Consider the following 23,470-nt stretch of genomic DNA (forward strand, 5'->3'; position numbering starts at 1 on the left):
GATGATGGATCCCGGCCTGCGCCGCTTCGCGACTTGGCCAGGATGACGGCGTCGAGGAGATTGGCCCCCACCTGCCCCACCCGCGACGTCGTCCCGGGCGCAGCGCAGCGCAGACCCGGGACCCATTCCGGAACCTCGCTCGGAAAAGCTCCGGAATGGATCCCGGATCGGCGAGGCTGCGCCGCTTGTCCGGGATGACCCGCCCTTTCCGAGGAAGCACCCCCAACGAAAAAACCCGGCCATCGCTGGCCGGGTTCGCGTCGTGTCAGCTGATGCTCAGCCCGCTCAGGCGGCCATGGCCTTGCGCATGTTCTCGCTGACCTTCTCGAGGAAGCCGGTGGTCGAGAGCCACTTCTGCTCGGCGCCGACCAGCAGGGCCAGATCCTTGGTCATGTCGCCGGCCTCGACGGTGTCGACCGTGACCTTCTCCAGCAGAGCCGCGAACTTGGCCAGCTCGGCGTTGTCGTCGAGCTTGGCGCGGTGGGCGAGGCCACGGGTCCAGGCGAAGATCGAGGCGATCGAGTTGGTCGAGGTCTCCTTGCCCTTCTGGTGCTCGCGGTAGTGGCGCGTCACCGTGCCGTGGGCGGCCTCGGCCTCGACGGTCTTGCCGTCCGGCGTCATCAGCACCGAGGTCATCAGGCCGAGCGAGCCGAACCCTTGAGCCACCGTGTCGGACTGCACGTCGCCGTCATAGTTCTTGCAGGCCCAGACATAGCCGCCCGACCACTTCATCGCCGACGCCACCATGTCGTCGATCAGCCGGTGCTCGTAGGTGATGCCGAGCTTGTCGAATTCGGCCTTGAACTCGGCCTGGTAGATCTCCTCGAAGATGTCCTTGAAACGCCCGTCATAGGTCTTGAGGATGGTGTTCTTGGTCGAGAGATAGACCGGGTATTTGCGGATCAGGCCGTAGTTCAGCGACGCCCGGGCGAAATCGCGGATCGACTCGTCGAGATTGTACATCGCCATGGCGACGCCGGCCTCGGGGGCCTTGAAGACCTCCTTCTCGATCACCGCGCCGTCCTCGCCGACGAACTTGATCGACAGCGTGCCCTTGCCGGGGAACTTGAAGTCGGTGGCGCGATACTGGTCGCCATAGGCGTGGCGGCCGATCACGATCGGCTGCGTCCAGCCCGGCACGAGGCGCGGCACGTTCTTGCAGATGATCGGCTCGCGGAAGATCACGCCGCCGAGGATGTTGCGGATCGTGCCGTTGGGGCTCTTCCACATCGACTTGAGGTTGAATTCCTTCACGCGGCCTTCATCGGGCGTGATGGTGGCGCACTTCACCGCGACGCCATGCTTCTTCGTCGCGTTGGCCGCGTCGATCGTGACTTGGTCGTCGGTGGCGTCGCGGTTCTCGACCGAGAGGTCGTAATAGTCGAGCTCGAGGTCGAGATAGGGGAAGATCAGCGTGTCCTTGATCTTCTGCCAGATGATGCGGGTCATCTCGTCGCCGTCCATGTCGACGACCGGGTTGGCGACCTTGATCTTGCTCATGTGAAACGACCCCTGCTGCTGGCCAGACGTGAAGCTTTCCAGACTGCGGCACGGGCGCCGCAGGCGGTTGGCCGCTTCCTAGAACATCGGCCCGCAAAGGGAAATGCGGTTTTCGGTTAAGCCGGCCCAAAAGCGCGCCAGCGTCTCGGCCCCGCCCAAACGGCAGGCGCGGCTTTCGGGCAACGCCTGCCGACGAACCGCGGAACGCCCCGTACCCGCCGCAAAATCGTCCGGATCGACCCCGAGCCTCACGCGCTCGCCAACGCCTGCCCGGAAGACCGCCTCGCTCATGACCTCGCTCTCGTCACCGCCTGTCCGCGCCTCGTTCCCGAATGCCCTCGCATTGGCCGCGCCCCTGCTGCTGGCCACCGCGCCCATCGCCCGGGCGCAGAGCCCGGCCGAGGAGCCGGGGCAGATGCTGGATGCCGCCTTCGGCGAGGAGGCGCAGACGAGCCTCTTCGCTCCGATCCCGCGCTGGGAGGCGACGGCGCCCGAGCCCGAACCGGAGCGGCCCGGCTATCTGCCCCCGGGCTCCGTGCGCCACGCGGCACGACCCAATCCCCTCGCCCGCCCCGAGATCGCCGCGACGCCGATTCGCCGCGGGCTCACGCCAACCGGCGTTCCCCTGCCGGCCGCGACCGAACGCGCGATCGGCATGAAGCTCGGCGCCGACAAGCTGTCGCTCTCGACCGAGATCGTCACCGGCCAGGGCGGCTGGCAGCGCAGCGACACCCGGCTCGGCTGGAACGTGACACGCGGTGCCGATGCCGAGAGCGACATCGTCTGGAGCGCCGCCGCCGGCGGCAGCCTGCCCGCCTCGGGCACGGTCGAGCAGAATGGCGAGGCCGTGCTCGGCTATCGCCTGCGCCCGATCGACATCGTCACGCTGACGACAGAGATCGCGCTGGCCGGCAATTACAGCTTTGCGGCGCAGAACGGCCTCGCCGGCAGCCTGACGCCCCGGGTAAAGGTCGTCGCCGACCTGACGCAGCCGCTGGCGACGCCCTGGCGCACCACGCTGGATCTCAGCCTCGGCCGTCAGGTCCCGATGGTCGGCCGCGATCTCCAGACCAGCGGCACCGCCCTGCTGAAACTGGAACTACCGACGCCCTGAAACGCAGGGCCTGCGCCCTTCCCGTTCCGGCGGCGCGCCGATAGTCTGCTGCCATGACCACAGACGCCCCCTCTTCCACACCCCGCTTCGCCCTCGTCACCGGCGGCACCCGCGGCATCGGCCAGGGCGCCGCTCTGGCGCTCGCCTCGGCTGGCTACGAGGTCCTGGCCACCGGCCTGACCGAGGCGGAGATCGAGGTCGCGCCGCCCCATCCCGCCATCCGCCATGCGCGGCTCGACGTCACGAAGGACGCCGAGGTCGCCGCCATCGTCGCCGGCTGCCCGCGGCTCGATGCCCTGGTCAACTGCGCCGGCATGATCCAGCGCGGCGGCAAGGAGTTCGAGATCGAGGCCTTCCGCCTGACGATCGATGTCAACCTCACCGGCACGATGCGGATGTGCGTCGCGGCCAAGGACAAGCTCGCCGCGAGCCGGGGCGCGATCGTCAACATCGCCTCGATGCTGACCTTCCACGGCTCGGCCTTCGCGCCGGGCTATGCCGCCTCCAAGGGCGCGATCGGCCAGCTCACCAAGTCGCTCGCCGCCGCCTGGGCCAGCGACGGCATCCGCGTCAACGCCGTTGCGCCGGGCTGGATCGAAACCGAGCTGACGCGTCCACTGGTCGAGGACGCCGCCCGCTCGGCGCCGATTCTGGCGCGCACGCCGATGAACCGCTGGGGGCAGCCCGGCGATGTCGGCGGCGCCATCGCCTTCCTGCTCTCGGACGCGGCGGGCTTTATCACCGGCACGATCCTGCCGGTCGACGGCGGCTATCTTGCGGTGTGAACGCCTGCATCTCCAGTAACTTGGCGGGCCGCATTGAATCAAAATGCGATGTCGTCAAGATAGGTCGACGCACCGTCATTGCGAGCGAAGCGAAGCAATCCAGGCAGATGTCGAGCGAGACCGTCCGGATGGTTTCGCTGCGCTCGCCATGACGGGTAGGATGCCGTCCAACGACAAGAGCATCGAACGGGAGAAACGCGATGAACAAGGTCAGCCCCATTCCGGTCGCCGCCAGCGAGACCGAGCGCTGGACGCCCTATCGCCATCCGCAGCCGAAGGACTCACCGCCCGAGCTGATCGTGCCCAACGTCATCCCGCAGGATGAGCGCGTCTGGGTCCCGGTCGACGACAATGTCTGGTTCCGCCCCCTCTGCCTCAGCGTGACGCGCGGCTACTGGATGAACCTGCTCCGGGTCCGCCGAGCCGGCGTGCTCTCCCGCCACCGCCACCCCCAGCCGGTCCATGGCTATGTGCTGAAGGGAAAGTGGCGCTACCTCGAGCATGATTGGGTCGCGACCGAAGGGTCTTACGTCTACGAGGCGCCGGGCGAGACGCACACGCTGGTGGTCGATCCCGACACCGAGGAGATGATCACCATGTTCCAGGTCAATGGCGCGATGATCTATGTCGACCCGGACGGCACATGCCTCGGCTATGACGACGTCTTCACCCGCCTCGACAAGTGCCGCGCGCATTACGCCAGCAACGGGCTGGGCGCGGAGTATGCGGACCAGTTCATCCGTTAGGGCAGAGACGCATCCGAACGTCTTTCCGGGGCGCCCGCAGGGCGAGCCCGGAACCCATAACCGCAGCCGTCGACGAAAAACCCGGAACGCCGCCGCCCGCTTCGGCATCGACAGCGGTTATGGGTTCCGGGCTCTTCGCTGACGCGAAGCCCCGGAATGACGGCGGCGCCCGGCAAAACCGGGGGAATCAAGCGCCTACCGCCCGAGCTTGGCCAGTTCCACCGCCGCGCGCAATTCGATATGGGCCAGCACGTCGTCGAGGCGCGGGTCGTCGGTCGCCTCGCGGCGCTGGGTCAGGTTGGCCCGGATTCGCTCCAGCTCGGCAATGTCGACGCGGCCCGAAAGCAGCGCCGCCTTGAGCCGGTCGAGTCCGTCGAGAAGGTCGTGGCCGCGCTTGGCCTGGCGCTTCTTGCGCTCCTGCGGTTCCTCATAGGCCTGGACCGCCAGCAACGTGTCGAGCGGGCCCGACGCGGCGATCCCGGCGCTGCGACTGCTGGCGGCGCCCTCCTTGGTCGGCAATGTGAAGGCGGCGCCGCCCGAGCGCCGCGCCGTACCCGTGGGGGCGACGTTGGTGATGGGCGCGCGCTGGTCGATCCGGATCATGGTCGCCTCGCGAAATCGGTCATCGAACCCTCGCGCCTTGATGGTTAACAGCCGGTAAACCGCCCGGCAGATTCTGCCGCCCCGGCAGGATCGGCCGGCATCATCGGCGTGGCATCACCCTGCGCCGGATTTGCAAACAACTGATAAATCAGCGTTTTCAATTTGTCGCGGTCTGGCATGGGGATCGCAGGGTCGAAGGCGACCGCTTTTCTCCAGCCGGTGAGACCATGTTTCGCAAAGCCGCCCTGACCTCCCTGGTGACGCCGCTCGCAGCGCTGCTGGCGCTCGGCCTCGCCATGGCCGCCAGCCCGGCCCACGCGCTGTCCCGGATCAAGGACCTCGCCTCGGTCGAGGGCGTCCGCTCCAACCAGATCCTCGGCTACGGCATCGTCGTCGGCCTCAACGGCACCGGCGACACGCTCAACAACGCACCCTTCACCAAGCAGTCGCTGACGGCGATGCTGGAGCGGCTCGGCGTCAACACCCGCGGCGCCAACATGCGCACCGCCAACGTCGCCGCCGTGATGGTGACCGCCAACCTGCCCCCCTTCGCCACCCAGGGCACGCGCATCGACGTCACCGTCTCGGCGCTGGGCGACGCCAAGTCGCTGCAGGGCGGCACCCTGCTGGTGACGCCGCTGCTGGGCGCCGACGGCGAGGTCTATGCGGTTTCGCAGGGCCCCGTCGCGATCGCCGGCTTCTCGGCCGAGGGCGACGCCAGCAAGATCACCCGCGGCGTGCCCACCGTCGGGCGCATCGCCAATGGCGGCGTCGTCGAGCGCGAGATCGACTTCGCGCTGAACAAGCTCAAGACGCTGCGACTCTCGCTGCGCAACCCGGATTTCACCACGGCACGCCGCATGGCCGCCGCGATCAACGACTTCCTCGGCGGCGACGCGGCCGAGCCGACCGACCCCTCCACGGTGGTGCTGCAGATCCCGCCGCGCTTCCAGGGCAACATGATCCGCATGCTCACCGAGATCGAGCAGCTGCGCATCGAGCCCGACCAGCTCGCCCGCATCGTCATCGACGAGCGCTCCGGCATCATCGTGATGGGCCGGGACGTGCGGGTCTCGACGGTGGCGGTGGCGCAGGGCAACCTGACCGTCACCATCACCGAGCAGCCCCAGGTCAGCCAGCCCGAGCCGCTCTCGCGCGGCGAGACGGTGGTGACGCCGCGCACCAATGTGAAGGTCGACACCGGCGGCGGCAACAAGCTCGCCCTGGTCCGCGAGAGCGTGACGTTGGCCGAGCTCGTCGACGGGCTGAACGCGCTCGGCATCGGCCCGCGCGACCTGATCTCCATTCTCCAGGCCATCAAGGCGTCCGGCGCCCTCCAGGCCGAAATCGAGGTGATGTGATGAGCCCGACCCTTGCCCTGCCCGCCGCCAAGCTCGGCCTCAGCCTCGCCGGCAGCCTCGTCAACGGGCTCTCCAACGCCCTCGACCCGGCCACCGCCAAGGCGAAGAAGCAGGCCGACGACTTCGAGACGATGTTCCTCGAGCAGGTGACGCAGCAGCTCACCGCCGCGCCCTCGGGCAGCGAGGGCCCGCTCGGCGAGAACGGCATCGGCGGCGACATCTACAAGTCGCAGCTCACCCAGGAATACGCCAAGCAGATCCAGAAGGCGGGCGGCATCGGCCTCTCCGACAGCATCCTGCGCGATCTCCTGCGCCTGCAGGAACAGTCCGGCGCGGCCCAGTCCTCCGGAGCCTGACGGATGTCGTTCGCCAGACGCGTTCTCGACGAACGGCCGCGCATCGCCACGGCGCTGGAGGCCAGGGCGCTGGTCGAGAGCGTGCTGGAAGCGCTGGCGGCCCTCTCGCATTTGGTCGGCGAGGAGACCGAGCTGGTCCGCGCCGGGCGGCTGCCCGAGGCGCTGACGCGCGAGCCGCGCAAGACCGAACTCGCCGGCATCTATATGCGCGGCGTCGAGCAGGTGAAGCTCAATGCGGTGGCGCTGGCGCGCTTCGTGCCAGACCAGGTGCAGCGCCTCAAGGCCTCCCACGGCGCCTTCCAGACCCTGATCGAGACCAACCAGATCGTGCTGGCCACCGCGCGCGCCGTCTCGGAATCGATCATCCGCGACCTCGCCGCCGACGCGAACCGCCCGAGCCGCGCGGCGGGCTATGGCCCGACCGCCACCGTCGGAGCCGGCGCCTTCGCAAGGCCCAATGCCGGGCCGCTGATGGTCTCGCGCCGCCTCTGAGGCGGCTGCAACGGAACCCCTCAATATTTACCTAACTTCTTGACGTCGGATTCAAGTTTATCTGCCAGCTTGGGCAGGTTCGGACAGCTCTATGCGGTTCGGACCTACGGTCGATGGCGGCCTGCGCCGCCACACCGCGACTCCAGAAGGAGTGGGCCATGGATTTCGGCAATGCGCCCCGCACGGCGCCCATAGGAGGCCTTCCCGTCGTCCCTCGCAACGAGGTGGTCGCGACGCAAGGCAGCGTCTCGGTCGATCTGCCGCCCGAGCGGACGGTCCAGTCCGCCCAGGCCGGCGAGGCCGTGAAGCTCGATCTGCGCGCCCAGGAGCGAAACGCGCAGGATCGTGCCAGCCAGGCCCGCGACTTTCAGGCCCGCGACGTCCAATCCCGCGCCGCCTTCGATCGCCGCAGCGCCGAGGGGCAGAAGCAGGAGCGCCAGGCCGAGCGGGACCTCGACGCCGCCGTCGAGCGGCGCATCGTGATCGAGCCCCGCACCCGCGCCATCGTGATCCAGCAGCGCGATAGCGACACCGGCGAGACGATCTCGCAACTGCCCGACGAAACCATGCTGAAGCTGCGGATCTATTCGCGCGAGCTCGCCGACCGTGCCCGCGAGGCCGACGATGCGCCCCCACCCAAGGTCGAGCGCATCGCCTGAGGCGTTGCGGCCGTGGCGCCGCTGCTTGCCCCCTCCCCGCCATCCCCGAACCACAAGACGCCCGCCTCGTGCGGGCGTTTTGCTGTCTGGGCCCGGTTCCGGGCCGGGTAACGACGCGTTCACCATGATTTCGGGCCCGCCGCCGATGCGCGGCATTGGACCGCCGAAATTTACCTCCTGTTACGGGGTGGCGCCGGATGGTCCACCCGTCGCGGCCAGAATGATCGCGACTGCCAGAAGGCACCAAACCAGAAGGGTTTACTACCATGGCCACCGCTATCTCGAACGGCGTTCGTTCCTCGCTCGCCTCGCTCCAGACCATCACCAGCCAGGCCGCCGCCGTTCAGAACCGTCTCGCCACCGGCAAGAAGGTCAACACGGCCGTCGACAATCCGGTCAACTTCTTCACCGCTCAGTCGCTGAACAACCGTTCGGACCAGCTCAAGGGGCTGCTCGACGGCATCTCCAACGGCATCCAGACGGTTCAGGCCGCCTCCAAGGGCATCGACGGCATCACCAAGCTGGTCGGTTCGCTCCAGTCCACCGTCAAGCAGGCGCAGGCCGACGCGGCTCAGAACCGCCCGACCGTCGTCGGCACGGGCACGACCCTGGCCACCGCCGGCGAAGCCGCGCTGACCAGCAAGAGCCTGAAGGACATCGCTCTCGACAAGCGCGTCGGCAGCGCCGGCGACACCACGGTCTCGACCGCCACGGCATCCTCTGCGGGTGACCTCGGCATCGACACCACGGCGACCGATGAGCTGAACATTCAGATCACCACCAACCCGGCCGCCCCGACCTCGACGACCAACATCGGCATCACCCTGACCGCCAACACGACCGTCCGTGACGTCGTGAACGCGATCAACACCTCGGGCGTCGCCACCGCCTTCGTCGACGAGAAGGGCCTGCTCAACGTCAAGGGCACCGGCTCGGAGACGCTGGGCGTCGGTATCGGCGTCGGCGCTGACGCCGCTGCGGCCACCACGGCCTCGGCGACCGGCACGTCGAACACCGCCTTCGGCCTCGCCGGCACGGACGCCACGGCCGGCGTTGCGTCGTCCGGCGTGACCTCGGCGACGCGTTCGAACCTGATCGAGCAGTACAACACCCTGCGCACGCAGATCGACTCGCTGGCCAAGGATGCGGGCTTCAACGGCGTCAACCTGCTGCAGGGCGACAAGGTCTCGATCGCCTTCAACGAAAAGGGCGGCAAGAACCAGACCAAGCTCGATATCCAGGGCACCAGCCTGAGCGCCGAAAACATCGGCATCGCTCAGGCCGGCAACGCCCAGGTCACGGGGTCGATCAACTTCCAGAACGACTCCGATCTGGAAAAGGCCACCACGGCGCTGACGAACGCCCTCACCTCGCTGAAGTCGCTCTCCTCGACCTTCGGTGCCAACCTGTCGGTCGCCCAGACCCGCCAGGACTTCACCAAGGACCTGGCCGACGTCCTCTCGACCGGCGCCGCCAACCTGGTGAACGCCGACGCCAACGAGGAAGCCGCGAACCTGCTCTCGCTGCAGACCCGCCAGCAGCTGTCGCAGACGGCTCTGTCGCTCTCCTCGCAGTCCGACCAGGCGGTCCTGCGTCTGTTCTGATCCTTCGTCCGCAGAATGCGGGCAGCCCACAGGATGTGGGCCGAAGACAAGAAGGCGGCGGAGCCCAGGCTCCGCCGCTTTTTTTCGCTCGTGAACGTCTTCAGCGCCGCATTAACGGTTTGTTATCCTTAACGGGGAATTATCGGCCATCACCGCACGAGCGCAGAATCGCGCTTCAGGGGACCGAAGATGGCGAACACGATTCTTTCCAGTGGCGTGCGCAACAACCTGCTCACGCTCCAGAAGACGACGAGCGAACAGGCCGTCCTGCAGAACCGCCTCGCGACGGGTCGGAAGGTCAATTCGGCCATCGACAACCCGGTCAATTTCTTCACGGCGCAGTCGCTCAACGACCGCGGCAGCCAGTTGAGCGGCCTGCTCGACGGCATCTCGAACGGCATCCAGACGATCCAGACGGCCTCCAAGGGCATCGACGGCATCACCAAGCTGGTCCAGTCGCTGCAGTCCACGGTCAAGCAGGCCCAGGCCGACGCGGCCCAGAACCGCCCGACCGTCATCGGCACCGGCACGGCGCTCGCCGGCCCGGCCGAAACCCAGGCGACCAATAAGAGCCTGAAGGACATCGCTCTCGACAAGCGCATCGGCAGCGCCGGCGACGCAGTCGTGACGGCGGCAACCGCCGGAGCAGCGGGCGACCTCGGCATCGACGTCACCGCGACGCCGGCCCTGAACATCCAGATCACCACCGGCCCGGTCGGCGCCCCGACCTCGACCACCAATATCGGCGTGACGCTGACGGCCAACACCACGGTCCGCGACGTCGTCAACGCGATCAACGCGTCGGGCGTCGCCACCGCCTTCGTCGACGAGAAGGGCCTGCTCAACGTCAATGGCATCGGCTCGGAGACGCTCGGCGTCGGCATCGGCGCCGGCGCCGACGCGGCGGCGGCGACCACCGCCTCCTCCACCGGTGCCCAGAGCGCCGCCTTCGGCCTGAACGCCACCGACCGCACGACCGGCGTCGCCTCCTCCGGCGTCACCTCTGCGGTCCGCTCCAACCTGATTCAGCAGTTCAACGACCTGCGCACGCAGATCGACCAGCTCGCCAAGGATTCGAGCTTCAACGGCATCAACCTGCTGGCCGGCGACCGTCTCTCGATCGCCTTCAACGAGAAGGCCGGCACCAACCAGACCAAGCTCGACATCCAGGGCACCAACCTGACCGCCGAAAACCTCGGCATCCCGCAGGCGATCAACACGCAGCTCGCCGGCTTCTTCAACTTCCAGAACGATCTCGACCTCGAGAAGGCGACCGGCTCGCTCTCCAACGCGCTGACCTCGCTGCGCTCGCTCGCCTCGACCTTCGGCTCGAATCTCTCGGTCGCGCAGACACGGCAGGATTTCACCAAGGCGATGGTCAACACGCTGACGATCGGCGCAGACAACCTCGTCCTCGCCGACTCCAACGAGGAAGGCGCCAAGCTGCTCGCCCTCAACACCCGCCAGCAGCTCTCGCAGACCGCGCTCTCGCTCGCCTCGCAGGCCGACCAGAGCGTGCTGCGGCTCTTCAGCTAACCGTCCGGGGACGCAAGCCCCCTCCTCTCCAGCCAGAAGGCAGGATCGTCATGGCCCTCAAGGTCGAACTCAAGCCCCGCGAGCGCATCATCATCGGCCAGGTGGTGATCCGCAACGACGAGCAGCGGACGCGCTTCTTCATCGAGGGCGACGCGCCGATCCTGCGCGAGAAGGACATTCTCACGCCGGCCACCGCCGACAGCCCGGCGAAGAAGATCTATCTCGCCATCCAGCTCATGTATCTGGCCCAGGACCCGATGTACCAGCACGAGGTCTATTTCGAGCTGGTGCGCGACTTCGTCCAGGCCGCGCCGAGCTCTCTGCCGCATGTTCACGAGATCAATAACCGCATCTTAAGCAGCGACCTCTACAAAGCTCTCAAGGCAGCCAAGAAGCTGATCGCTTACGAAGCGGAACTCATTGAGAATGCAACACGGGTTTAACGCTTACGCCTCCGCCTCGCGGGCCAACCAGGCCGTCGTCTCCCCTCGCGAACTCGAAGCCTCGCTGCTGATCAAGGCCGCCGTCCGCCTCCAGGCGATCCATGACGACTGGACGCTGGCCGATCGCGATCTCGACGACGCACTCAACTACAACCGCAAGCTCTGGACGCTGCTGGTCTCGGCCGTGATCGCCGAGGACAATCCCCTCCCCGTCGGCATCAAGACCAACATCCTGAGCCTGGCGAATTTCATCTTCAACCAGACCTTCAAGGTCGCGGCCAACCCGACCCGCGAAGGGCTTCCGGTCCTGGTCAGCATCAACCGCGACATCGCTGCGGGCCTGCGCGGGCGCTGAGACGCCCTCTCGCCAGCCCCGAAACGCCGAAACGGGCGCCACCGCGGTCGATGGCGCCCGTTTCGATTCGACCAGGCCTCAGAGATAGTTGGTCAGGGTCAGCTTGGAGAGGATCGCGGTCGTCTCGTAGCTCGCCTGCAGCTGCGTCTGCAGCGACAGGATCTGCACCGCGACCTCCTCGCGGGAGATGTTCTCGACACCCGACAGCGCCGTGCCCAGATAGCTCTTCGTGCTTTCGTGGCGCTCTTTCGCCCGCGCCAGGGCGGTCTGGGCCGAACCGAACTCGGTGATGATCTCCGCCGGCTTCTGCGCACCGTTGCCGAAGGCCAGGCGGTCGCTGACGCGAGCCGTCATCGCCTCGTAGCGCGCCTGCGAGTTGACGTCGGTGGCCGGGAAGCTCTCCACCGCCATGATGGCGAACTGCGCCAGCCCGATGCGGAAAGCCTCCTCATTGGCGCGCGCGCCGGTGCCGACGATCTGGCCCTTGTCGACCTGCACCGAGGCGGTGCCGCGCGCCGGATCGCTGCCGTCGTCGCCGCGATACCAGATCACCGTATCGGCCGCGGTGCCGGCGGCGGGCGCGGCGGTCGCCGTGTCGAAGGGTGGGCCCGGCACCCGCAGCGGCGGGCTGCTCGGCGTGCCCGCGAAGAAGTTGCTCGCCGCCACCTGCGAGGACGCGGCCGAGAGCGTCGTCGCGGCCTCCTTGCCGAGCGCGGCCGTGATCGAGGCGCGCAGATTGGCCGCCGTCGCGTTGACGTCGGCGCCGATCTCGAAGCTGTCGCTGGCTAGGCCGGTCGTGCCGGCGGCCCGCGCGGACAGCACGATCTCCTCCGTCGTCCCGTCGGGCAGGGTCAGTTGAACGCGCAGCGTATCGCCGACCGCCGGCTGGCTCGCCACGGTGACGGTCAGGTCGGCCGGCGGCCCGGCATTGAAGGCCGGTGTCAGCGCGGCCGAGGAGCTGGTGGCGCCGGCCAGCTTGAAGCCGTAGCCATGCGCCGGCGCCTCGTCGGCGATCGTCGCCGTGTCCGCGGCTCCGCCGGTGGTCAGGCGTCCGAGCCCGGCGGCGCCGAGATCGGCCTGGCGGCGCTCGTCGATCAGCTGGCGCAGCCCCGCGCGACCGGCGCCGTCGCCCTCGATGATCTCGGTATAGCCGAGCGTCGGCTCGACGTCGGAGGTCTTGCCGGAAAACAGGTAGCGGCCATTGACCTGGGTGTTCAGCAGGTCGAGCGTCTGCTTGAACTTCTCCTCGGCCAGCACCTGCGGCGCCGAGCGGCCTGTCGAGCTCGCGATATAGGTGTTGGAACGCGTGTCGTTGATCGTCTCGGTGGTCAGCTTGGCGAAGTTTTCGATCGCCTGCGACGAAAGCTGGAGGTTGACGTTGCTGCGCGTGATCCCTTCGAGCCAGGAATCGAGCGTCGCGATCTTGGCGTTGAGATCGAGGCTGGTGCGTCGGTCGATCCCGAGATCGCCATAGCTTTCGGCGCGCTGCTGCGTCGCGAGTTGGCGCTCGAGATCCGTCAGTTCGGTGCGGGTCGAGACCAGGCGGTTGGGCGTCGCCGCGCGATAGGCCCCGGAGCCATAAGAAGAAATGGTCATGGCGCGCTCACACTCTCATCAGCACATCCATCATCTCCTTGACGGTGGAGATGATGCGGGCATTGGCGGCGTAGGCGTTCTGCAACTCGATCAGCGTCGCCATTTCCTGATCGACGCTGACCTGCGCGGTCTCCTGGAAGCGGCTCTGCACCGCGGCGAGCGCGATCTGCTGGCCCTCGTCGAGACGCTTGGCGGTTTCGACCGCCTGACCCTGCGTCGAGACGACGCGCTGGACGAGGCCGGAGACGGTCACGCTCGTCGTCGCGGTCGAGCCGTCGATGCCGAGCCGGTTGGTCACGGCCCGCTGGCCCTGGGTCAGCCGGTCGAGCAGCAGGGTCGGCCGCGTCGTGTCGCCCTGCGCCGTCGTCGGCTCGAAGGCGACGAGCTTCGACCGGTCGGCGATCAGCGCCGGGTTGAGCGTGATGCGGCCGGCGAAGCCCACCGTCTGCGAGCCGTTCTCATAGGAGCCTGTGAAGGCTGCGCCACCCGCGCCGCCATCGACGAAGAAGGGCAGTTCCGCGCTGCCGCCGACGGAGGACAGGGTCGTCGCCGTCGGCCGTGCGGTCAGCGCCTTGACGTCGCGCGTCCCGGCCGCGCCATCATCGACGATGCGCAGCACCGAGCCGGTGTTGGAGACGGTGAAGCCGCCGCCGAGCGCCGCCTGCATCTGCGCGGCGACGGAAGCCGGGCCGCCCGAATAGTCGATGCCGATGACGCGGTTGTTGGCATCGCCGCCGGCCGAGGCCGGCAACGGCAGCGAGGCCGCCGACTCGACGCGCACGAAGGTGAAGCGTTGCGTCGCCCCGCCCGGCGTCACCGCATAGTCGAGCGTGACCTTGTTGCCCGCTTGCAGGCCGGCCAGATCGACCTCGAAGCCGGTTGCCGCGCCGGCCGTGACGGCCGTCCCGGCGATCTCCCGGTCCGACAGCGCGCTGGCCATCTGCGCCGCGATCTCGTCGAGCTGGGCCTGCGCCTGAACCAGCGTCGTGTCGCGCATCTCGATCAGCGCCGCGATCTCGCCGGAGCGGAACGTCTTGTTGGCGATCGCGTCCATCACGCCACCCGACAGGGTGGTCATCGTGATCGTACCGACGCCGCGCTGCGCCGGATCGCTGCTCCACTGGTCGTCGGGCGAGAGCCCCGAATGGGCATCGAAGCTGAACACGACGGCGGGGCGGCCGTCGAAGATCTGCGTGCCGCCGCCGGTGACGATGCTGATCGACCCGCGGGCGTCCTCGCTCGTCTTGATGTCCATGTACTGCGACAGATCCGAGAGGATCAGGTCGCGCTGATCCTTCAGATTGGCCAGCGCGGGATCGTTCGGCGAACCGACGATCCGGGCGTTCACCGTCGTCAGCGCGCCGAGCAGATCGTTGATCTTGTTGACGCCGGATGAGAGGCCGATCTCGGCCTGGGAGCGCAGGCTCTGCACCCCGTCCGACAGCGTGTTCAGCCGGCTGGCGAGTTGCGTCGCGGCATCCAGCACCGAGGTCCGCAGGCTGTAGGACGACGGGTCGTTCTGCAGCGCCTGCAGGGCCGAGGTGAAGCCGTTGTAGATCGTGTCGAGTGCTGTCGAGCTGCCCGGTGCGCCATAGAGCTTGTCGACGCTGGCGAGCATGCCGGCGCGCGTCGAGGTGTAGGCGGCGCCGGCGGATTCCTGCCAGAGCTGGTGCTGGACGATCTTGTCGAGCAGCCGCTGGACCTGCGTGCTCTGGGTGCCGACGGTCTGGCCGCTCAGGCTGTCCGAGGTCGAGACGACGCGGCGGACATAGCCGGCCGTGCCCGCATTGGCGACGTTCTGCGAGACGATGCCGATGCCGACCTGGGTGGCGTTCAGCCCCGAGATCGCGGTGTTGAGGGAGGTGCTCAGACCCATCGTCGGCTCCTTTTACGGCGTGGCCCTCCTGGACCGCGCCTCATCCGTCCGAATGCCGTCAGCGGATGATGCTGAAGACGTCGCGCAGCATTTCCTGCGCCGTGGTGATCACCTTGGTGTTGGCCGAATAGGCCTGCTGGGTGACGATCATCTTCGAGAACTCGTCGGCGATGTCGGTGTTGGACTGCTCGACATTGCCGCCGATGAGCTGCGAAACCCCCAGCCCGAAAATCGGCGCACCGGATTCGATCGTTTCCGCGAAGGCTCCGCCATCGAGTCGCTTCATCGCGTTCGACGCGTTGAACTGGGCGATGGAGATCTGCGCGAGCGCGACGACCTGGCCGTTGCTGAATGTTCCGACGACGCGCCCGTCATCCGAGATCGCGACCCGCTCGAGCGTACCTGCCGCATAGCCGTCCTGGCGGATGCTGCGTGCATCGATCTGGCCGCTGACGTCGCCGTTCTGGGTGACCCCGTTGCCACCCGTCGTCAGGCTGATGCCCGAGATCAGATTGCCGTTCACCGTGAGGTTCGGCAAAGCGATGGTGGCGGCCGATGTGAGCTGGCCGGTCGAGTCGAAGGTGATGTCGGTGCCGACGTTGCGATAGGCCACGACGCCCGTGCCGGCGGCGGTGTTCTCAGCCGCGAACAGGTTCCAGGTATCGACACCGCCATTGGCGACGCTGTCGATCTTGGCCCAGCGCAGCTCGACGCTCGATGCCTGTCCGAGCGCGTTGTAGACCGTGACGGAGCCGCCCGGAATGGACTGGCCCAGGAAGGTCGTGATGTCTTCGCCCATGACCGTGTTGGTGGCGCCGCCGGTCGTCGGATCGCCGGCGGTGAAGCTCGCCGGGTTCAGCAGTTCAGAATTGGGCACCGTCGGTGAGGCGCTGTTGGTCGATGGGTAGGCCGGAATATTCGCGCGATACTCGATCGAGGTCGTGGCCCTGGCGGGAATCTGTTCCTTGGTGATGCGGAGCACCTCGGGCTGCGTTCCGATCAGCTGCCCGGTGACCTGGTCGATGCGCTGGCCCTTGAGATAATACCCCGCCCCGTTGACGAGGTAGCCATCGGCATCGAAGTCGAAATCACCGCGCCGGGTGTAGAGGTTGTTGTTGGCGAACTGGGTGTTGGCACCAAGGCCGCTCTGGCGCTGGTCGACGACGAAGAAGCCCTCGCCATTGATCGCGACATTGGTGTCGATGCGCGTCGCCGACAGATCGCCCTGGATCGAATTGGTCGCTTGGCTGTAGGCCGCGACGGAGCCCGAGATCTGCCGGTTCAGTGCCGTATCGGGGACGAGATCGGCAAAGCTCGTATCGACCCGCTTGAAGCCGGCAGTGCGAGAATTGGCGATGTTGCCGGAGATGTTCTCGAGCGCATAGGACTGCGCCTGCATCCCCGAAACCGCGGTCGTCAACGCGCTGAAAACACCCATGAAACCCTCACCTCGACCGGCGCCCTCATCGGGCTGCCCTCAACTTCGAGGCGATAACTGCACGCGCCATGCCATGCACGGACCCGTGATATCCCAAGGACTTGGATGGTTTCCGGAGTATGTCGCGACGGTTTTGGCCGGGCAGAATGCGCCAGCCCGGCAAAATCTGCCTAAGCTCACCGGCGCGAGTGACGCCTGTCAGGAGGCGCCCTGTTCCGGACTGCCGCGCCATGCGGTGAGATCGCCCGCGACGTCGCCCAGCGAAGGCGGCGCGGCTTCCACGAAAGGCAGCGGCCGGCACACCGCCAGCGCCGCGAGACCGATGCGCGCGGTCAGCAGACCGTTCAGCACGCCCTCGCCGAGCTTGGCCGAAAGCCGTGCCGCCAGCCCCTGCCCGACCACCTGCTGGATCACGGCGTCGCCCGCCGCGATGCCGCCGGTGACGACGAGATGGCCGAGCACCTGGCGGGCGAGCCGCAGCAGCCCGAGCGTGCCGGGCCGTCCGGCATAGATGCCAGCGATCGCCCGCAGCAGCCTTGCGCAGGCGACGAGCACGAAGACGATGTCGATCAGCGCGCGCGGGCTCACCGCCGTCACCAGCGAGACGCGCCGCGCCGCCTGGGCGATCTGCGCCTGCGCCAGCGCATCGAGCGGCACCATCAGGCTGCGCTCCGCCACTGTCAGGACGTCGCGGGCCGCAAAGAGCTGCGGCAGGCTGTCGGCGAGCTGCGCGCGGCCCTTGGCCGTCTCGGCGCGCCCGCCGTAGAGCGCCGTCAGCTCTGCCGCCACGGCGCGCGCCTCGTCGACGCTGCCCTCCGTCAGCGCCGCGGTCGCCCGCAGCCGCAGGCTCTCGACCTTGCGCTCGCGCAGGATGTCGCGGATCACGCGCCCGAGCATGACGGCGAGCGCGAGTGCGGCGACCGCGGCGCAGGCGAGCGCGGCATAGCCCAGCACCGGGCTCTGGCTCATCAGCCAGGCGATGGTCTGCTCGGCCCAGACGCCGAAGGCGAGCGCCAGGAAACCCGACAGCCCGGCGACGAAGAGCCCGCCCCAGGACCAGCGCCGCCTCACCGGCGCCACGGCAGCGGGCTCGACGACATCGATCGGCTCGCTCTCGGGCAGGATCGCGACGTCGCCCCGGCTCGCGGCCGGGCCGAAATCCCCCTCCGGTCGAGCCGGATCGAGACGGATCGCGCGCGGCGCCTTGCTCATGCCAGCCTGTCTCCGATCAGAAACTCCAGCGCCCGGTCGAGCCGGATCTGCGGCGGCGGCCTGGTCCGCCCACCGGCATCGGGCGTGACCAGCGGCGGCCGGAAGCGCGGCGCCCGGATCTGCCATTGGGCCGCCGGATCGAAGACGGCCTCGGGCCGCTCCGGCAGTTCGCCCGGAAAGATCGCGGCCTCGCTCAGCCCGTCGAAGACCTCGCCATCGACACTCTCGCCCGCCTCCGGCACGCCCGCGATCGCCGGCAACTCCTCGCGCCCCTGCCGGATGCGGACCTCGCGCGTCGCGCGAACGGCGGCCAGCGCCATCGACTCGACCCGTGCGCCCGCGCCCTGGGCGCGCGAAGTCGCCCGCGCGACGAGATGGGACATCACCGTCGCCAGCCGGTCATGGCTGCCGTGATGGACATGGTCGGCCTTGGTGGCCGCGAAGAGCACGCGCTCGATGCGCGGCGCAAACAGGCTCGACAGCCAGGAATTGCGGCCGACCTGGAAGGCGGCGAGCGCCTGGCCGAGCGCGGTTTCGAGATCGGCCAGTGCGGGTGCCCCGGCATCGAGCGCGGCGAGCACGTCGACCAGCACGATCTGCCGGTCGAGCCTGGCGAAATGGTCGCGGAAGAACGGCGCCACCACGACGCGCTTATAGGCCTCGAAACGCTCCGCCATCAGCCCGGCCAGCGTGCCGGCCTGCGCTTCCGTGTCGGCGCCGAGATCGAGCGGCGCGAAGGTCAGGGCCGGAGAGCCCTCGAGATCGCCCGGCATCAGGAAGCGCCCCGGCGGCGTCACCGCCACGGCCTCGGGATCGGCCCGAAGCCGCGCCAGATAGGCCTTGAACAGGTCGCTCGCGGCCTCCGCCGCCATCTCGTCGGGCGGCCCCGCCGGGTCGCGCTGCGGCAGGTCCGCGAGCCAGGCCGCCGCCGCCTCGCGGCGATGCGCCTTGCGGGCGTCGCCGACCGCCTGGCGCGACCAGCTCTTGTAGTCCTGTCCGATCAAAGCGAGGTCGAGCAGCCATTCGCCGGGATAGTCGACGATGTCCAGCGTCAGCGTCGCCGGGCCCTTGAACCAGCCGGCGGCCCGCTCATAGTCGATCTCGACGCGCAGTTCTGAAATCCGCCGCGTCGAGTCAGGCCAGCGCCGCTCGGGCCCGGACAGGGAGGTCCGGTGGGCCTCATAGGGGAAGCGCGGCACGTCCGGGTCGGGCTGCGGCACCAGCCGCACGCGGGCGATGCGCCCTTCGCTCGCCGCCTTCAGCACCGGCAGCGCCGCACCCTCGATCAGGTTCTGGATCAGCGCGGTGGTGAAGACCGTCTTGCCCGAGCGCGACAGCCCGGTGACGCCGAGCCGCAGTCGCGGCTTGGCCATGCCGAGCAGGGAATCGCCGAAGGCCAGCGCCGCGTTGCGCGCCTCGTCGAGATAGGAGCGCTCGCTCACGATGCGGACCGGCTCACTCGTCGGGACCTTCGCCGAGCGAGGCCGGCGTCACGAAGCGGTCGAGCCGCCCGCTGCGCACCGCGACATCGCGCCAGTCCTCGACCGCGAAGTCGAGCACGGCGAGCCCGCAGGTCGGGTATTTCTGGCTGAGGCGCGAGGCGGCATAGCGGTCGCCATGGCCGGTCAGCAGAGCCGCCAGTTCCTCGAAGCCGGGATTGTGGCCGATCATCAGCAGGGTCCGCACCGCCGGATCGGTCTCCTGCACCACCTCCAGCAGGCGCTGCGTCTTGGCCTCGTAGATGCGCGGCTCGTGCTGCACCGCCGGCTTCTCCGGCAGCATCGGCGCGACGAGCTGCCAGGTCTCCTGCGTCCGGCGCGCCGGCGAGACCAGCACCAGGTCCGGCAGCAGCAGTTCCTCGGCGAGATAGCGCCCCATCACGGGCGCGGCCTCGCGCCCCCGCGTGGCGAGCGGGCGCTCGCGATCGGCCACGCCTTCGGGCCAGTTCGATTTCGCATGGCGGAGGAGCATCAGGCGTCGCATGTCCGCCATCTAACCATCGTGGCCGCGTTTTGCGAGGGCCGGCTCCGGCGGCAACGCGGCCACCAGCAACTGCACCAGCCGCCGCGAGAACAGCTCGAGCAGGGCCTCGGTTCCGTCCTCGCCGACGAGGAAGTCGAACTGGCCGTCGATCAGCAGCGTCGTGAAGCCATGGGTGACCGACCAAACCAGCAGGATTTCGGCGAAATCCGGCGCCGTTGCGGTCTCTGACGGCAGCGGCCCCGGCGGCGGCGCGGCCAAGCCGGCGCGGTGGGCGCGCGTCTCGGCGACGAGGATGCCGAAGGCCCGCGCCCCGGCGCGCTGCATCTCCGGATCCTCCTTGTCGAGTTCGCGGCGCCCGAACACGACGCGGAAACGACCCGGCCGGGCGAGCGCGGTCTCCAGATAGGCCCGGCAGATCGCCGCGAGCCGGCTGCCGCCGGTCGCGCTTGCGCGCGCCGCAGCCGCCTCCATCGCATCGGAGAGATCGTCGAAGCCGAGCGTCGCGACCGCTGTCAGGAGCCCGGCGAGATTGCCGAAATGATGCGCCGGCGCCGCCGCCGAGACCCCCGCCCGCCGCGCGCATTCGCGCAGCGTGAAGCCGCCGACGCCGCGCTCGGCCAGTACGGCCTCGGCCGCGTCGATCATCGCCTGGCGCAGATCGCCATGGTGATAGCCGTCGCGCCCCGCCCCCCGCTTCTGCGCCATGCCATCGCTCTCCCCGGCCGCAGCCGCTCATCTTGACAGCATCAAGATATCGCCTTACGCCGGAGGAACAACTTGACACTGTACAGATGAGGGTTGGTGATGGGCCCGCTCGACCTCGATGCCGCCTTCTCAGCAGCCGGCGCGCTGGCGATGGCGGGCTGGGCGAGCTTGATCCTGTTGCCGCGCTGGCGCGGCCTCTCCGCCCGGCTGGCCGGCCTCGTCATCCCCGCCATCCTGTCGCTCGGCTATGTCGTCCTCATCCTCATGCATTGGCATGTCGCCGCCGGCGGTTTCGGCTCGCTCGATCAGGTCGCCGCGCTCTTCGGCTCCCGCCCCCTCCTGCTGGCCGGCTGGGTCCACTACCTCGCCTTCGACCTTCTCGTCGGAAGCTGGATCCTGCGGCGCTCGCAGGAGCAGGCCATCGCGCATGGGCTGATCGTGCCGGTCCTGCTGCTGACCTTCCTGTTCGGCCCGCTGGGATATCTGACCTATCTCTGGCTGGAGGCGAGCGTCCGCAGCGCGCGCGAGGACCGCCTCGCTCGGCTGCAGGCGCGCCTGCCGGCCTGGCTGCGGGCGCTCGAGATCGAGCCGCGCCTGGCCGCCGCCGCCTTCGCCATGCTCCTCCTGGCCCTGCCGCTTGCCGTGGCGTGGACGCTCGACCCGCGCCTGTTCCAGGGCGTCAGCACCTGGATCAAGCCGCTCAAATTCGCGCTCTCGGCGGCGCTGTTCCTGCTGACGCTGGCGCTGTTCGTGCCCTTGGCGGGCGAGCGCTTTCGCGCCAGCCTGCCCGGGCGCTACCTGATCTGGCCGGTGATCGTGCCGCTGATCGGCGAGGTGCTCTACATCGCCTGGCGGGCCTCGCGGGTCGAGGCCTCGCATTACAACACCGACAGCGCATTCGGCGCCGCGCTCTACAGCCTGATGGCGCTGGGCGCGGTGATGTTCACGGCAGCACCCGCCGTGCTGGCCTATGGGCTCGCCCGCCGCGACGCGGTGGCGATGCCCGAGGTTTTGCGCTGGTCGCTCGTCGGCGGACTGGCGCTGACGGCGGGGCTCGGCATCGTCAGCGGCTTCGCCATGGGCGGCAGCCCCAGCGGGCATTATGTCGGGGCCGTGCCGGCGGACCATGCCACGGTGCCGTTCCTGGGCTGGTCGCTGGAGGTCGGCGATCTGCGGCTGCCGCATTTCCTCGGCCTGCACGCGCTGCAAATCGTCCCGCTCTTCGGGCTTTTGGTCTGGCGGCTGATGCCGGCGGCGCGACCCGGCCTGCTCGCCGTCGCGGCCTTCACGACGATCTATGCGGCGGTGACGCTGACGGCGCTCGCCGCCGCGCTCGGCGGGCGGCCCCTTCTGGGCTGGGCCTGAAACCAGCGCCCGGGCCTGCGACGGCCGCAGGCGCGAGGGTCAGTCCTGCTTCAGGCTACCGCGCAGGCCGCGGCTCTCCGACATGAGCGAGGCGAAGCGCATATCGCGCGCCTCGGGGCCGGCGGACGCCGTTTTCCGGCTCAGGCCGAGATCCATCGGCCGTCCCGGCGGCAGCGGCGCGGTGACGAGCACATTCGCGGCCAGCATGGCGGGCGCCGCGGCTGCCGGCGCCTCGGGAGCGAAGGCGAGCGGCGCGCTGGCGAAGGAGGTCGGCACCGAGGAGGCGCTGGTCTCGATCGGCGCGGAGGTCCCGGCGAGCTGGTAGCTCGGCTCCTCGATGCGACGACGCTCGGGCCGCTCGCCCTTCACATAGAACGCATTGCCGCCGGCCACGGTGACGTAATGCATGTTCGGATAGGAGAAGCGCAGGCCGGCCATGTGGAAATGCTTGGCATCCCCCACCGCCTCGTTGCGCTTGCCGGCGAGGATCGCCTCGGCGGCGGCCTCGACGCGCGGCAGGTCGCGGGCGGCCATGGAGCGCGTCAGCACGCCCGGCGCGAACTGCCGCGGGGCACCGACGACGCTGCAGATGGTGTCGGGATAGCGCGACGATTCGACCCGGTTCAGCACGACGGTGCCGACACCGAGCAAGCCGCTGTCGCTCGAGCGGTTCGATTCGAAATACATCGCGCGGACGAGGCATTCCTTCTCGCGCGGATCGGCCTTGGCCAGCTCGATCGCCTGTTTGCGCTTCTCGTGAGGCTTGGCGGCGGTCGTGGTCGGCTTGGTCGCGGCGGTCTCGACCGGCGACACGCTGCAGGCGCCGAGCGCCGGGGCGGCGAGACCGATCAGCAGCGGGATCGCCTTGCGACGATGGCGGTGAAGAAAGCCCGCGGAACGAACGGCTTCGGCAGCGATCATGTCGGCAGCGGTTTTGGCGCGCATCGAGCGGCGGCCTCCTGATTTCGGGCGACGGGCCACCGCAGGCGGCGGCCCCTCGTCACCGGCAAGGAACGCCGGATGTCTTAACAGAAAGTCAATGTCGGGAGGAAGGGCCAAAGACGGGGTCGCTCTGGCGCCTCTTGCGAGAGAGCATTCACAAGGGCCGCGGAGTGCCGTCGGCGGGCCCACTGCTTGACGGGACCCGAACGCGTCGGAAGGTCAGGGCCTTGCCAATCCAAAGCTCCGTCATTCCGGACCAGTCGCGCAGCGACGCAGATCCGGAATCCATCATCGAGCTCAGAGCCCTACGATGGATTCCGGGACTTCGCTTCGCTCGCCCGGAATGACGGTGAGGGTGTCAGTCTGCGAGAGCCAAAAAGCCGCAAGGTTGAGGGAGACCAACCAGGCCCCTCAGCGCCCCTCGCGCCTGACCATGAAGGCCAGCTTCTCGAACAGCGAGACATCCTGCTCGTTCTTCAGCAGCGCCCCGTGCAGCGGCGGGATCAGCTTGCGGGGGTCGCGCTCGCGCAGCATCTCCGGCGTCATCTCGTCGGCGACGAGCAGCTTCAGCCAGTCGAGCAGCTCCGAGGTCGAGGGCTTCTTCTTCAGGCCGGGCACCTCGCGCACCTCGAAGAACAGCTTCAGCGCCTCCTCCATCAGCCGCTTCTTGATGCCGGGGAAATGCACCTCGACGATGGCCTGCATCGTCTGCGCGTCGGGAAAGCGGATGTAGTGGAAGAAGCAGCGGCGCAGGAAGGCGTCGGGCAGCTCCTTCTCGTTGTTGGAGGTGATGATGATC

The 23,470-nt window shown here is 68.5% G+C and carries 25 protein-coding genes; 12 read left to right on the top strand and 13 right to left on the bottom strand.

Annotation, left to right across the window (positions count from 1 at the left end):
• Nucleotides 1-285: 285 nt before the first annotated feature.
• Nucleotides 286-1,500 carry an NADP-dependent isocitrate dehydrogenase gene (locus Q8M82_RS20765; protein WP_305693200.1) on the bottom strand — a complete coding sequence of 405 codons (1,215 nt, stop codon included), beginning with the start codon at nt 1,498-1,500 and terminating at the stop codon, nt 286-288.
• 78 nt (nt 1,501-1,578) lie between these two features.
• Complete coding sequence (locus Q8M82_RS20770; protein WP_305693201.1) at nt 1,579-1,791, bottom strand: hypothetical protein; 213 nt, start codon at nt 1,789-1,791, stop codon at nt 1,579-1,581.
• Here Q8M82_RS20770 and Q8M82_RS20775 point away from each other — a divergent pair.
• The 3 genes from Q8M82_RS20775 to Q8M82_RS20785 all read left to right on the top strand — a co-directional run bounded on the left by Q8M82_RS20775 (nt 1,790) and on the right by Q8M82_RS20785 (nt 4,145).
• On the top strand, nt 1,790-2,614 hold the full coding sequence (locus Q8M82_RS20775) for a hypothetical protein (protein ID WP_305693202.1): 825 nt from the start codon (nt 1,790-1,792) through the stop codon (nt 2,612-2,614). The genes Q8M82_RS20770 and Q8M82_RS20775 overlap by 2 nt on opposite strands.
• Nucleotides 2,615-2,667: 53 nt before the next feature.
• Entirely contained in the window at nt 2,668-3,399 is a 732-nt protein-coding gene (locus tag Q8M82_RS20780) for an SDR family NAD(P)-dependent oxidoreductase (RefSeq protein ID WP_305693203.1), read from the top strand.
• A gap of 200 nt (nt 3,400-3,599) precedes the next feature.
• Nucleotides 3,600-4,145: a 2,4'-dihydroxyacetophenone dioxygenase family protein gene (locus tag Q8M82_RS20785; RefSeq protein ID WP_305693204.1), complete on the top strand. Its 546-nt coding sequence runs from the start codon at nt 3,600-3,602 to the stop codon at nt 4,143-4,145.
• 195 nt (nt 4,146-4,340) lie between these two features.
• On the opposite strand, the gene Q8M82_RS20790 is transcribed toward Q8M82_RS20785, so the two are convergent.
• Nucleotides 4,341-4,748: a flagellar assembly protein FliX gene (locus tag Q8M82_RS20790; protein ID WP_305693205.1), complete on the bottom strand. Its 408-nt coding sequence runs from the start codon at nt 4,746-4,748 to the stop codon at nt 4,341-4,343.
• A gap of 44 nt (nt 4,749-4,792) precedes the next feature.
• Nucleotides 4,793-4,927: a hypothetical protein gene (locus tag Q8M82_RS20795; RefSeq protein WP_305693206.1), complete on the bottom strand. Its 135-nt coding sequence runs from the start codon at nt 4,925-4,927 to the stop codon at nt 4,793-4,795.
• 117 nt (nt 4,928-5,044) lie between these two features.
• Here Q8M82_RS20795 and Q8M82_RS20800 point away from each other — a divergent pair, with 117 nt between their 5' ends.
• The 8 genes from Q8M82_RS20800 (at nt 5,045) to flaF (ending at nt 11,554) form a co-directional block, all read left to right on the top strand.
• The gene (locus tag Q8M82_RS20800; protein ID WP_305693222.1) at nt 5,045-6,109 is read left to right on the top strand and encodes a flagellar basal body P-ring protein FlgI; all 1,065 of its coding nucleotides are present in this window, start codon (nt 5,045-5,047) and stop codon (nt 6,107-6,109) included.
• Nucleotides 6,109-6,465: a rod-binding protein gene (locus tag Q8M82_RS20805; RefSeq protein WP_305693207.1), complete on the top strand. Its 357-nt coding sequence runs from the start codon at nt 6,109-6,111 to the stop codon at nt 6,463-6,465. The genes Q8M82_RS20800 and Q8M82_RS20805 overlap by 1 nt, the downstream gene beginning before the upstream one ends.
• Before the next feature lie 3 nt (nt 6,466-6,468).
• On the top strand, nt 6,469-6,957 hold the full coding sequence (locus Q8M82_RS20810) for a hypothetical protein (protein WP_305693208.1): 489 nt from the start codon (nt 6,469-6,471) through the stop codon (nt 6,955-6,957).
• 158 nt (nt 6,958-7,115) lie between these two features.
• Complete coding sequence (locus tag Q8M82_RS20815) at nt 7,116-7,616, top strand: hypothetical protein (protein WP_305693209.1); 501 nt, start codon at nt 7,116-7,118, stop codon at nt 7,614-7,616.
• 266 nt (nt 7,617-7,882) lie between these two features.
• On the top strand, nt 7,883-9,220 hold the full coding sequence (locus Q8M82_RS20820) for a flagellin N-terminal helical domain-containing protein (RefSeq protein ID WP_305693210.1): 1,338 nt from the start codon (nt 7,883-7,885) through the stop codon (nt 9,218-9,220).
• 189 nt (nt 9,221-9,409) lie between these two features.
• Entirely contained in the window at nt 9,410-10,756 is a 1,347-nt protein-coding gene (locus tag Q8M82_RS20825) for a flagellin N-terminal helical domain-containing protein (RefSeq protein ID WP_305693211.1), read from the top strand.
• A 50-nt stretch (nt 10,757-10,806) separates the two neighbouring features.
• Nucleotides 10,807-11,199: a flagellar biosynthesis repressor FlbT gene (gene flbT, locus Q8M82_RS20830; protein WP_305693212.1), complete on the top strand. Its 393-nt coding sequence runs from the start codon at nt 10,807-10,809 to the stop codon at nt 11,197-11,199.
• Complete coding sequence (gene flaF, locus Q8M82_RS20835; protein WP_305693213.1) at nt 11,183-11,554, top strand: flagellar biosynthesis regulator FlaF; 372 nt, start codon at nt 11,183-11,185, stop codon at nt 11,552-11,554. Before flbT ends, flaF begins: the two co-directional genes overlap by 17 nt.
• A 78-nt stretch (nt 11,555-11,632) precedes the next feature.
• Here flaF and Q8M82_RS20840 read toward each other — a convergent pair whose 3' ends face one another.
• The 7 genes from Q8M82_RS20840 to Q8M82_RS20870 all read right to left on the bottom strand — a co-directional run bounded on the left by Q8M82_RS20840 (nt 11,633) and on the right by Q8M82_RS20870 (nt 20,364).
• The gene (locus Q8M82_RS20840; protein ID WP_305693214.1) at nt 11,633-13,150 is read right to left on the bottom strand and encodes a hypothetical protein; all 1,518 of its coding nucleotides are present in this window, start codon (nt 13,148-13,150) and stop codon (nt 11,633-11,635) included.
• A 7-nt stretch (nt 13,151-13,157) separates the two neighbouring features.
• Nucleotides 13,158-15,026 carry a flagellar hook-associated protein FlgK gene (gene flgK, locus Q8M82_RS20845; protein ID WP_305693215.1) on the bottom strand — a complete coding sequence of 623 codons (1,869 nt, stop codon included), beginning with the start codon at nt 15,024-15,026 and terminating at the stop codon, nt 13,158-13,160.
• Nucleotides 15,027-15,084: 58 nt separating this feature from the next.
• A complete protein-coding gene (locus tag Q8M82_RS20850) occupies nt 15,085-16,464 on the bottom strand; it encodes a flagellar hook protein FlgE (protein ID WP_305693216.1) in 1,380 nt (459 codons plus the stop codon).
• Between the two features lie 198 nt (nt 16,465-16,662).
• Nucleotides 16,663-17,676 (bottom strand): YcjF family protein, encoded by a 1,014-nt coding sequence (locus Q8M82_RS20855; protein ID WP_305693217.1) that lies wholly within the window; start codon nt 17,674-17,676, stop codon nt 16,663-16,665.
• A complete protein-coding gene (locus Q8M82_RS20860; RefSeq protein ID WP_305693223.1) occupies nt 17,673-19,121 on the bottom strand; it encodes a YcjX family GTP-binding protein in 1,449 nt (482 codons plus the stop codon). Before Q8M82_RS20860 ends, Q8M82_RS20855 begins: the two co-directional genes overlap by 4 nt.
• 10 nt (nt 19,122-19,131) lie before the next feature.
• The gene (locus tag Q8M82_RS20865) at nt 19,132-19,647 is read right to left on the bottom strand and encodes a SixA phosphatase family protein (protein WP_305693218.1); all 516 of its coding nucleotides are present in this window, start codon (nt 19,645-19,647) and stop codon (nt 19,132-19,134) included.
• Nucleotides 19,648-19,668: 21 nt separating this feature from the next.
• Nucleotides 19,669-20,364 carry a TetR/AcrR family transcriptional regulator gene (locus Q8M82_RS20870; protein ID WP_305693219.1) on the bottom strand — a complete coding sequence of 232 codons (696 nt, stop codon included), beginning with the start codon at nt 20,362-20,364 and terminating at the stop codon, nt 19,669-19,671.
• 99 nt (nt 20,365-20,463) lie between these two features.
• Between Q8M82_RS20870 and Q8M82_RS20875 the strand changes: the two genes are divergently transcribed.
• Nucleotides 20,464-21,729, top strand: coding sequence for an ABA4-like family protein (locus tag Q8M82_RS20875; protein WP_305693220.1), 1,266 nt, complete (start codon nt 20,464-20,466; stop codon nt 21,727-21,729).
• A gap of 39 nt (nt 21,730-21,768) precedes the next feature.
• Here Q8M82_RS20875 and Q8M82_RS20880 read toward each other — a convergent pair whose 3' ends face one another.
• On the bottom strand, nt 21,769-22,674 hold the full coding sequence (locus tag Q8M82_RS20880) for a cell wall hydrolase (RefSeq protein ID WP_305693221.1): 906 nt from the start codon (nt 22,672-22,674) through the stop codon (nt 21,769-21,771).
• A gap of 408 nt (nt 22,675-23,082) precedes the next feature.
• A partial coding sequence (locus Q8M82_RS20885) for an AAA family ATPase (RefSeq protein WP_371126427.1) occupies nt 23,083-23,470 on the bottom strand: 388 nt, incomplete at its 5' end.

It is taken from the genome of Allobosea sp., assembly GCF_030694325.1.
Taxonomy (GTDB): domain Bacteria; phylum Pseudomonadota; class Alphaproteobacteria; order Rhizobiales; family Beijerinckiaceae; genus Allobosea.

What these genes read in the sequence shown, in the direction of transcription:
- Q8M82_RS20875 (WP_305693220.1), top strand. Translation starts at nt 20,464, where the DNA reads ATGGGCCCGCTCGACCTCGATGCCGCCTTCTCAGCAGCCGGCGCGCTG.
- Q8M82_RS20850 (WP_305693216.1), bottom strand. Translation starts at nt 16,464, where the DNA reads ATGGGTGTTTTCAGCGCGTTGACGACCGCGGTTTCGGGGATGCAGGCG.
- Q8M82_RS20810 (WP_305693208.1), top strand. Translation starts at nt 6,469, where the DNA reads ATGTCGTTCGCCAGACGCGTTCTCGACGAACGGCCGCGCATCGCCACG.
- Q8M82_RS20765 (WP_305693200.1), bottom strand. Translation starts at nt 1,500, where the DNA reads ATGAGCAAGATCAAGGTCGCCAACCCGGTCGTCGACATGGACGGCGAC.
- Q8M82_RS20815 (WP_305693209.1), top strand. Translation starts at nt 7,116, where the DNA reads ATGGATTTCGGCAATGCGCCCCGCACGGCGCCCATAGGAGGCCTTCCC.
- flbT (WP_305693212.1), top strand. Translation starts at nt 10,807, where the DNA reads ATGGCCCTCAAGGTCGAACTCAAGCCCCGCGAGCGCATCATCATCGGC.
- Q8M82_RS20855 (WP_305693217.1), bottom strand. Translation starts at nt 17,676, where the DNA reads ATGAGCAAGGCGCCGCGCGCGATCCGTCTCGATCCGGCTCGACCGGAG.
- Q8M82_RS20880 (WP_305693221.1), bottom strand. Translation starts at nt 22,674, where the DNA reads ATGCGCGCCAAAACCGCTGCCGACATGATCGCTGCCGAAGCCGTTCGT.
- flaF (WP_305693213.1), top strand. Translation starts at nt 11,183, where the DNA reads ATGCAACACGGGTTTAACGCTTACGCCTCCGCCTCGCGGGCCAACCAG.
- Q8M82_RS20770 (WP_305693201.1), bottom strand. Translation starts at nt 1,791, where the DNA reads ATGAGCGAGGCGGTCTTCCGGGCAGGCGTTGGCGAGCGCGTGAGGCTC.
- Q8M82_RS20790 (WP_305693205.1), bottom strand. Translation starts at nt 4,748, where the DNA reads ATGATCCGGATCGACCAGCGCGCGCCCATCACCAACGTCGCCCCCACG.
- Q8M82_RS20865 (WP_305693218.1), bottom strand. Translation starts at nt 19,647, where the DNA reads ATGCTCCTCCGCCATGCGAAATCGAACTGGCCCGAAGGCGTGGCCGAT.
- Q8M82_RS20870 (WP_305693219.1), bottom strand. Translation starts at nt 20,364, where the DNA reads ATGGCGCAGAAGCGGGGGGCGGGGCGCGACGGCTATCACCATGGCGAT.
- Q8M82_RS20780 (WP_305693203.1), top strand. Translation starts at nt 2,668, where the DNA reads ATGACCACAGACGCCCCCTCTTCCACACCCCGCTTCGCCCTCGTCACC.
- Q8M82_RS20785 (WP_305693204.1), top strand. Translation starts at nt 3,600, where the DNA reads ATGAACAAGGTCAGCCCCATTCCGGTCGCCGCCAGCGAGACCGAGCGC.
- Q8M82_RS20805 (WP_305693207.1), top strand. Translation starts at nt 6,109, where the DNA reads ATGAGCCCGACCCTTGCCCTGCCCGCCGCCAAGCTCGGCCTCAGCCTC.
- Q8M82_RS20840 (WP_305693214.1), bottom strand. Translation starts at nt 13,150, where the DNA reads ATGACCATTTCTTCTTATGGCTCCGGGGCCTATCGCGCGGCGACGCCC.
- Q8M82_RS20795 (WP_305693206.1), bottom strand. Translation starts at nt 4,927, where the DNA reads ATGCCAGACCGCGACAAATTGAAAACGCTGATTTATCAGTTGTTTGCA.
- Q8M82_RS20825 (WP_305693211.1), top strand. Translation starts at nt 9,410, where the DNA reads ATGGCGAACACGATTCTTTCCAGTGGCGTGCGCAACAACCTGCTCACG.
- Q8M82_RS20820 (WP_305693210.1), top strand. Translation starts at nt 7,883, where the DNA reads ATGGCCACCGCTATCTCGAACGGCGTTCGTTCCTCGCTCGCCTCGCTC.
- Q8M82_RS20775 (WP_305693202.1), top strand. Translation starts at nt 1,790, where the DNA reads ATGACCTCGCTCTCGTCACCGCCTGTCCGCGCCTCGTTCCCGAATGCC.
- flgK (WP_305693215.1), bottom strand. Translation starts at nt 15,026, where the DNA reads ATGGGTCTGAGCACCTCCCTCAACACCGCGATCTCGGGGCTGAACGCC.
- Q8M82_RS20800 (WP_305693222.1), top strand. Translation starts at nt 5,045, where the DNA reads ATGGCCGCCAGCCCGGCCCACGCGCTGTCCCGGATCAAGGACCTCGCC.